The organism is Clostridium sp. ATCC BAA-442, assembly GCF_964239415.1.
Classification (GTDB): Bacteria; Bacillota; Clostridia; order Oscillospirales; family Oscillospiraceae; genus Flavonifractor; species Flavonifractor plautii.
The window spans coordinates 11,670-19,802 of sequence record NZ_CAXSQB010000061.1 but is presented as its reverse complement, the minus strand read 5'-3'; the positions used below and the strand labels follow the sequence as shown (position 1 = coordinate 19,802).

Sequence of the window (8,133 nt, the reverse complement as noted above, 5' to 3'; positions counted from 1 at the left end):
CACTGGCGGAGCATCTCTGCCCACCACGTGCCCCAGGTGATGCACCGGCAGGACTTCGTGCCCGTGTCCACGAACAGTGAGATGCGGCACAAGTTCGACCAGCAGGGCATGCGGATGGAGGAGAAGATGGGCAAGAAATTCTTCTGCTGCGACGCCGTGCTGGACACCAAGAGCCGCCAGATCGAGATTCACTCCGGCTGGGCCAGGGAGATGCAGCCCGTGTCCTGGAAGACGGCGGACAAGCGCACCTACGTCCACTGGGCGGAGAAGAAGTACGACATCATCGTCTTCGGCATGCCCACCAACTTCCACTACGGCAACGGCATGGGCACCAACCCCATCCAGATGATGCAGGCCCTGTCCGCCCAGGTCATCCGCCACAGGCGCATCATGAGCGACCGGTGCGTGTTCATCGTCTCCTCCATCTGCGACGGCTACTTCCACGACGAGCGCTGGCCCTACCTGCGGGAGCTGTACGACCTGTTCCAGCACGACTACATGAACATCCTCCCCGACATGAACCGGTACGGCGAGTACTTCGCCACCAAGGAGGAGTACATCCGCAAGTACCGCTTCGCCAACGCCTTCCACCCCTTCCACGGCTTCTCCATGATGAGCTGCGGCCATCTGGCCGAGGAGCACACCAGCGCCATCTACATCGTGGGCGCCCGGGAGCCGGGCATCGCCCGCAGCATGGGCCTCAAGACCCGCGCCACCTTCGAGGAGGCCCTGGCCGACGCCATGCGCAAATATACCGGCCCCAACCCCAACATCCTGGCCCTGCCCCGCACCTTCACCACCGCCGCCGTCCACCTGTGCATGAAGGACCCCGCCCTCAACTCCGCCCCCGTGGGCGGCACCCCCTGCGGCGGCTGAGCCGGCGCTGAATTCCATCGAAAGAAGGCGTTCCCTTGCAGTACGTGCTCTACTTCCTCATCGCCATCGGCGCCACCACGGTGGGCTCCCTCACCGGCATGGGCGGCGGCGTCATCATCAAGCCGCTGATGGACGTGCTCCACGGCTTTGATGTGCAGACCATCGGCGTGCTCTCCTCCCTGACGGTGTTCTCCATGTCGGTGGTGTCCATCGGCAAGCAGATGCTGGCCCGTACCAAAATCCCCTTCGGCACCGCCATCCCCCTGGCCCTGGGCTCGGTGGCGGGCGGTCTGGCGGGGGAGAAGCTGCTCCAGGTGATCGTGGACGCCCTCCGGGCCAACTCCGCCGTCACCGTGGTGCAGAACGTGGTGCTCTCCCTGCTCATCCTGGCCGTGTTCCTCTACATGAAGAACAAGAGCCGCATCCCCAGCCGGGAGCTGCGGGGCGTGGTGGTGTCCCTGCTGGTGGGCGTCTTCCTGGGCGTCTGCTCCTCCTTCCTGGGCATCGGCGGCGGGCCCATCAACGTGGCCCTCATCATCTACCTGTTCTCCTTTGACACCAAGACGGCCACGGTGTGCTCCCTGGTGACCATCCTCTTCGCCCAGATCTCCAAGCTGGCCACCGTGGCCCTCACCACCGGCTTCGGAGTGTTCGACCTGTCCATCGCCCCGGTCATGATCGTGGGCGCCATCGCCGGCGGCTTTATCGGGGCCAGCCTCAACAAGAAGTGCTCCGAGGCGGCGGTGGAGAAGGCCTTCAACGCCGTCCAGCTCCTGGTGCTGGCCATCTCCATCTTCAATATCGTCCGCAATCTGGCCGCCTGAGGCGGCTGCCTCTCCGTGCAGGTCCCCGGCTTGACAAAGCCGGGGACCTGTGCTATGGTTGAGAGCGTATCACAGCAAGGAGAACAGCCAATGAACTTTCATCTGACTGACAAACGGGTAAAAAGACTCCGCTCTGCACAATCCGAACCGGTGAAACATTGTGCAGAGCTGCGCGGCTGAACCGCGGTTGGGTTTCATCGGGAAGCGGTAGGGCGGCCCAGAGGGCGCTCCGGTTTCCCGTACCCATTTTGCAGGCGATGGACGATGTTTCGTCCATCGCTTTTTTGAACCGCAGAGGAGCGCGGGCAGAGGGGCGAGGGCCCCTCTCCCCGCTTTCGTTTTTCAGAAAGGATGACAAGCAATACCATGAGTTTGTTGGAGATCACGGGGCTGACCCACGCCTTTGGCGGGCAGCCTCTGTTTCAGAATGCCGCCTTTGCCCTCCACCGGGGGGAGCACGTAGGCGTGGTGGGCCGGAACGGAGCAGGAAAGAGCACCCTGCTCAAGCTGTGTACCGGCCAACTGGTGCCCGACGGGGGGCGGATTGTGTGGCAGGGCGGTATCCGGGTGGGCTGCCTGGACCAGTATGCCGCCCTGAACCCGGAGCACACTATGGGGGAGGTGCTGCACGGGGCCTTCCGGGCCCTCTACGCGCTGGAGCGGGCCATGACAGAGCTGTACGACCGGGCGGCGGAGGGCGACGGGGCGGCCCTGGCCGCCGCGGCCCGGCGGCAGGAGGAGCTGGAGGCCCGTGGGTTTTACGAGATGGACACCCGTGTGGAGAAGGCGGCGGCGGGACTGGGGCTGGTGGAGCTGGGGCTGGACCGCCCGGTGGGGGAATTGAGCGGCGGCCAGCGGGCCAAGCTGCTCCTGGCCAGGCTGCTGCTGGAGGAGCCGGACGTGCTGCTGCTGGACGAGCCCACCAACTTTCTGGACCAGGAGCAGGCAGCGTGGCTGGCGGACACGCTGACAGGGCTGGAGCGGGCTTTCCTGGTGGTGTCCCACGACGCCGCCTTTCTGAACCGGGCCGTCACCGCCGTCTGCGCGGTGGAGGGGCGGCGCCTCACCAAGTATCCGGGGAACTACGCCGCCTATCAGGCCAAAAAGGAGTGCCTGGAGGGGGAGCGCCTCCGGCAGTATACCGCCCAGCAGCGGGAGATCGCGCGGACGGAGGCCTATATCCGCAAAAACCGGGCGGGCCGCAACGCGAAGATGGCCCGGGGGCGGCAGAAGAAGCTGGACCGTCTGGAGCGGCTGGCGGCGCCGGAGGGCCGGAGCGCCCCGCCGGTGTTCGAGTTCCAGCCGCTGCCCGCGGGCCGGACGGGAGACCTGGAGGTGGTGGGACTGTCGGTAGGGTACCGCAGTCCGGTGCTGGAGGGGCTGGACCTCTCCGTGCATGCCGGACAGAAGGTGGTGCTGACCGGGTTTAACGGAGTGGGAAAATCCACCCTGCTCAACACCCTGGCGGGCCGGCTACCCCCTCTGGCCGGGCGCTTCCGCTTCTCGGAGCAGGCGGCGCTGGGCTATTTCCCCCAGGCCCTGGCCTGGACGGATGGAACACGGACGCCGGAGGAGCTGGTGACCGGGGCCTTTCCCACCCTGGACCGGCAGGAGGCCCGGAGGGCGCTGGCCCGGTGCGGCGTCCGGCAGGAGCACGCCATCCAGGCCGTGGCGACGCTGAGCGGCGGCGAGCAGGCCCGGGTCAAGCTGTGCCTGCTCATCCTGCGGCCCTGCAACTTTCTCCTGCTGGACGAGCCCACCAACCACCTGGACGGGGCAGCCAAGGAGTCCCTGGCCCGGGCGCTGGACCGGTTCCCAGGCACGGTGCTTCTGGTGTCCCACGAGGTGGACTTCTACCGGGCTTGGGCGCAGCGCGTGGTGGAAATCGGGGGAAAGGGGCGATAGCATTTTTCCGCCCCCTGTGGTAAAATAGAGCGTGGTAAAGCGAGGTGTATCTATGCCGAGAACAGCAACGGTAAAGCGCCTGACCTTCCCGGAGGGGCGGCGGGTGCTGGCCATCAGCGACATCCACGGCAATCTGCCGTTTCTCAAGGGCGTGCTGGCCGCCGCCCATTACGGCCCCGACGACATCCTGGTGCTGGTGGGCGACCTGGTGGAGAAGGGGCCGGACAGCCTCACCACCCTCCGGTTCATCATGGAGCTGGCGGAGCGGAACACGGTGTACTGCCTGAGGGGCAACTGCGATAACCTGGTGAGCGAGTTTGTGGCCGCCCAGGGGGAGGAGGAGCGGTTCTACCGCCACTATGTGGACGTGTGGCGGGACCGCTGTCTGCTGGTGCAGATGGGCCACGCCGCCGGTTTCGAGACCCGGGGGCCGGAGGAGCTGCCCGCTCTGCGGGAGGTGGTGCGGGCCCGCTTCGGCCCGGAGCTGGCCTTCCTGGAGGCCATGCCGGAGATCCTGCTCACCCCCGACTATCTCTTCGTCCACGGCGGCGTGGCCGACGAGGCGCACCTGGAGGGGCTGGACGCCTGGAAGTGCATGAAAAACGACGACTTTCTCTCACAGGGACACTCTTTTCGGCGGTGGTGTATCGTGGGCCACTGGCCGGTGACCCTCTATCACCCCCACGTTCCCTCCGCCGCCCCGCTGCTGGCGGAGGGGCGGCACATCGCCAGCATCGACGGCGGTTGCTCCCTCAAGGTGGACGGCCAGCTCAACGCCCTGGTGCTGCCGGAAAGGCCCGGCGGGGCCTTCTCCTGGTTCGCCTACGACGGCCTGCCCACCGCCGAGGCCCTGGACCCCCAGGCCCCGTCGGCGGACTCGGTAAACATCCGCTGGGGGCGCAACGCCCTGGAGGTGCTGGAGCGGGGGGCGGAGCTCTCCCTCTGCCGCCACCTGGAGACCGGCCGGGTATTGGAGGTGCTCACCGAGTATCTCTATGTGGACCGGGGAGTGACCCGGTGTGAGGACTCCACCGACTACCGTCTGGCGGTGCGCCCCGGCGACACCCTCTCGGTGGTGCGGCGCATCTCCGACCGGGCGCTGGTGAAGAAGGACGGTGTCACCGGCTGGTACTTCGGACGGCTGGCCCACTAGGTGCTGCCATCCCGGCAGAACGGTCGCAGCCAACAACAGAACTCCCGTTATGGCGGGCTGATCGGTACGAATTTTTCTCTTGACAACCAAAAGAAAAATAATATAATAATAGTAATTATTATTATTTAAGGAGAATCAATATGGATATAAAAGGGACGCGTACCGAGCAGAACCTGTGGAATGCCTTCAGCGGGGAGTCTATGGCCCGCAATAAGTATCTCTTTTTTGCCGACAAGGCCCGGCAGGAGGGTTATGCTGAAGTGGCCGAGCTCTTTGAGCGGATGGCACAGAATGAAGGAGTCCACGGCAAACTGATGTATCAGAGGCTGTGCGGCATCGGCAGCACGGCGGACAACCTTCAGGAGGCGATGACCGGGGAATATGGGGAGTGGACCAAGCTCTATCCCGGCTATGCCCAAACTGCCCGCGAGGAGGGGCTGGACGAGATCGCGGTGCTCTTTGAGCAGATTTCTCAAATTGAGAAGGACCATGAATTCCGTTTTATGAGTGCCTTGGCAGGGCTCAAGCGCAACCATCCGGAAAAGGAGTCCGAACCCGTGTCCCAGGAGCAGGTGGTCACAGTAGACGGTTACCGCTGTGTGTTCTGTGGCGCTGTCTTCGACCACCGGCCGGATGTGTGCGGCGTCTGTGAGGCCATTGGAGCCTTTGAGCCGACAACATACCGGAAAAAGGTGAGCCGGTAACCAAATAGAAGAAAAAAGCTTGACTTATCAGATTTGTGCTGATATACTATCAGAGCCGCTTTGAATGGGAACGAAGCGCGGAGACACCTGAGAGCAGGGCAGCAGCAAAACACGCAGACTGAGAGCAGGCCGGACGCAGTCTGGCAGCAGTTTCAGCGGAGTGTTGAGCCGTTGGCCGTCGCGGAGGGCGCGCAGCGCGACAAACAAGTGAGGGAAACCTCCTCCCCCGACAGCGAGCCCGTAATGAAGGAGTTGAAACTACATGCATGCGATCATCGAGACCGGCGGCAAGCAGTACAAGGTGACCGAGGGTGATACCCTGTTCATCGAGAAGCTGGCCAGCGAGGCCGGCGAGAACGTGACCTTCGACAAGGTTCTGGCTGTCATCGACGGCGACAAGATCACCGTGGGCACTCCCGTGGTGGAGGGCGCCAAGGTGGACGCCTCCGTGGTGAAGAACGGCAAGGGCAAGAAGGTCATCGTCTTCAAGTACAAGCCGAAGAAGGGCTACCGCCGCAAGCAGGGCCACCGTCAGCCCTATACCAAGGTGACCATCGGCAAGATCTCCGTGTAAGATGACTACCGTCACCTTTCACATGGAGGGAGAGCGCATTGTGGGCTTCACCGTGCAGGGCCACAGTGGCTACGCCGATGAGGGAAGCGATATTATCTGCGCCGCAGTCACCAGCGCCGTCCGTCTGACCGAGTGCGCCGTCAACGACGTGCTGGGCCTGGGGGCATCGGTCAAGGTGCGGGAGAGCGACGCTTCCATCACCATGAAAATCCCCGGCGGCCTGAGCGAGGCCAATGAGTCCACCTGTCAGACCCTTCTGGCGGCTCTCATGGTTCACTTTGCCAGCCTGCACGAGGAGTATCCCGACCATATCAGCGTGATGGAGGAGGAATGACCTCCGTCACGGCGACGTTTTTAACACACAAGTTTGGAGGTGTGACACCATGCTGAACATCGGTCTTCAGTTCTTCGCCCACAAGAAGGGCGTCGGCTCCACCCGCAACGGCCGCGATTCCGAGGCCAAGCGTCTGGGCGTGAAGCGGGGTGACGGTCAGTTCGTCCTGGCCGGCAACATCCTGGTCCGCCAGCGGGGCACCCATATCCACCCCGGCGTCAATGTCGGCAAGGGCAGCGACGACACCCTGTTCGCCATGAAGAGCGGCAGAGTCAAGTTTGAGCGCCTGGGCAAGGACCGCAAGCAGGTCTCTATCGTTGAGATCGCCCAGTAAATATGGGTAAACTAGCCCCGGACGGATTCCCGTTCGGGGCTTATTTTATCGGGGCGCAGGCTCCGGGCGGCCGCAAGGGCCGCCCCTATGGGACGAGCCACCCTGTGGCAAGGAGGTTTTTATGGCAGCACCCTTTGTAGATACCGCCCGCATCACCGTCAAGGCGGGCAGCGGCGGCAACGGCGCGGTGGCCTTCCACCGGGAGAAGTACGTGGCCGCGGGCGGCCCCGACGGCGGCGACGGCGGCCGGGGCGGCAGCGTGATTCTGGAGATCAACGAGCATATGTCCACCCTGATGGACTTCCGCTATAAGCGCAAGTATGTGGCCGCCAACGGCATGGACGGCCAAGGCAAGCGCTGCTCGGGCAAGGACGGGGAGGATCTGGTCATCAAGGTCCCCCGCGGCACGGTGGTGCGGGACGCGGAGACGGGCGAGATTATCTGCGACATGTCCCAAACCGACCGCTTTGTACTGGCCAGGGGTGGGAACGGGGGCTGGGGCAACAAGCACTTCGCCACCCCCACCCGGCAGGTGCCCCGCTTTGCCAAGGCGGGCCTGCCTGGCCAGGAGCGGCAGGTGATTCTGGAGCTCAAGCTGCTGGCCGACGTGGGCCTGGTGGGCTTCCCCAATGTGGGCAAGTCCACCCTCCTCTCTGTGGTGAGCAAGGCCCGGCCCAAGATCGCCAACTACCATTTCACCACCTTGTTTCCCAATCTGGGCGTGGTGTATGTGGAGGAGGGTGTCTCCTTCGTCCTGGCCGACATCCCCGGCATCATCGAGGGGGCGGCTGAGGGGGCGGGCCTGGGCCACGACTTCCTGCGGCACATCGACCGCTGCCGCCTGCTTATCCACGTGGTGGACGTGTCGGGCAGCGAGGGCCGCGACCCGGTGGCCGACTTTGAGGCCATCCAGGCCGAGCTGAAGGAGTACGGCTCCGGGCTGGAGAGCCGTCCCATGCTGGTGGCGGGCAACAAGGTGGACATTGCCGCTGACCGCTCCGCTCTGGAGGCCCTGAGAACCCATGTGGAGGGCCTGGGCCTGCCCTTCTATGAGATCTCCGCCGCCGCCCAGCAGGGCACCCGGGAGCTGATGTACGCCGCCGCCCGGGAGCTGGAGCACCTGCCGCCCATCACGGTGTACGAGCCCACCTATGTGGAGCGCCCGCCGGAGGTGGACATGTCCGAGCCCCTGGAGATCACCCACGAGGACGACACCTGGCTGGTGGAGGGCCCCTGGCTCCAGCGGCTCATGGCCAACGTCAACTTCGGGGACTACGAGTCCCGAAACTGGTTTGACAGGATGCTTCGCCAGTCCGGCCTGTTTGACCGGCTGGAGGAGATGGGAATTCAGGACGGGGACATCGTCTCCCTCTATAACCTGGAATTCGAGTACCAGCGGTAAAGCAGAGCGGGCGGTCCGGCTACGGAC

The 8,133-nt window shown here is 64.4% G+C and carries 8 protein-coding genes and 1 pseudogene; all 9 read left to right on the top strand.

The features are described 5' to 3' along the window. A pseudogene (locus ACESY8_RS17585) lies at positions 1–876 on the top strand (lactate racemase domain-containing protein); the annotation flags it as partial. Positions 877–920: 44 nt separating this feature from the next. Continuing rightward, on the top strand, positions 921–1,700 hold the full coding sequence (locus ACESY8_RS17580) for a sulfite exporter TauE/SafE family protein (protein ID WP_226908002.1): 780 nt from the start codon (positions 921–923) through the stop codon (positions 1,698–1,700). A gap of 366 nt (positions 1,701–2,066) precedes the next feature. Continuing rightward, positions 2,067–3,605 (top strand): ABC-F family ATP-binding cassette domain-containing protein, encoded by a 1,539-nt coding sequence (locus ACESY8_RS17575; RefSeq protein WP_204682151.1) that lies wholly within the window; start codon positions 2,067–2,069, stop codon positions 3,603–3,605. Positions 3,606–3,657: 52 nt separating this feature from the next. Then, positions 3,658–4,758: a metallophosphoesterase family protein gene (locus ACESY8_RS17570; RefSeq protein WP_044942624.1), complete on the top strand. Its 1,101-nt coding sequence runs from the start codon at positions 3,658–3,660 to the stop codon at positions 4,756–4,758. Between the two features lie 140 nt (positions 4,759–4,898). Further along, positions 4,899–5,462 (top strand): rubrerythrin family protein, encoded by a 564-nt coding sequence (locus ACESY8_RS17565; RefSeq protein WP_065533815.1) that lies wholly within the window; start codon positions 4,899–4,901, stop codon positions 5,460–5,462. Positions 5,463–5,724: 262 nt separating this feature from the next. After that, complete coding sequence (gene rplU, locus ACESY8_RS17560; RefSeq protein ID WP_007490927.1) at positions 5,725–6,036, top strand: 50S ribosomal protein L21; 312 nt, start codon at positions 5,725–5,727, stop codon at positions 6,034–6,036. 1 nt (position 6,037) lies between these two features. Beyond that, the gene (locus ACESY8_RS17555) at positions 6,038–6,370 is read left to right on the top strand and encodes a ribosomal-processing cysteine protease Prp (protein WP_054339371.1); all 333 of its coding nucleotides are present in this window, start codon (positions 6,038–6,040) and stop codon (positions 6,368–6,370) included. Between the two features lie 49 nt (positions 6,371–6,419). Continuing rightward, the gene (gene rpmA / locus ACESY8_RS17550) at positions 6,420–6,704 is read left to right on the top strand and encodes a 50S ribosomal protein L27 (protein WP_007490923.1); all 285 of its coding nucleotides are present in this window, start codon (positions 6,420–6,422) and stop codon (positions 6,702–6,704) included. A 121-nt stretch (positions 6,705–6,825) separates the two neighbouring features. Beyond that, entirely contained in the window at positions 6,826–8,106 is a 1,281-nt protein-coding gene (gene obgE / locus ACESY8_RS17545) for a GTPase ObgE (RefSeq protein ID WP_054339370.1), read from the top strand. Positions 8,107–8,133: the final 27 nt, after the last annotated feature.

Coding starts and splice junctions, on each gene's coding strand:
- ACESY8_RS17565 (WP_065533815.1), top strand. CDS start 4,899: ATGGATATAAAAGGGACGCGTACCGAGCAGAACCTGTGGAATGCCTTC.
- obgE (WP_054339370.1), top strand. CDS start 6,826: ATGGCAGCACCCTTTGTAGATACCGCCCGCATCACCGTCAAGGCGGGC.
- ACESY8_RS17555 (WP_054339371.1), top strand. CDS start 6,038: ATGACTACCGTCACCTTTCACATGGAGGGAGAGCGCATTGTGGGCTTC.
- ACESY8_RS17575 (WP_204682151.1), top strand. CDS start 2,067: ATGAGTTTGTTGGAGATCACGGGGCTGACCCACGCCTTTGGCGGGCAG.
- ACESY8_RS17570 (WP_044942624.1), top strand. CDS start 3,658: ATGCCGAGAACAGCAACGGTAAAGCGCCTGACCTTCCCGGAGGGGCGG.
- rpmA (WP_007490923.1), top strand. CDS start 6,420: ATGCTGAACATCGGTCTTCAGTTCTTCGCCCACAAGAAGGGCGTCGGC.
- rplU (WP_007490927.1), top strand. CDS start 5,725: ATGCATGCGATCATCGAGACCGGCGGCAAGCAGTACAAGGTGACCGAG.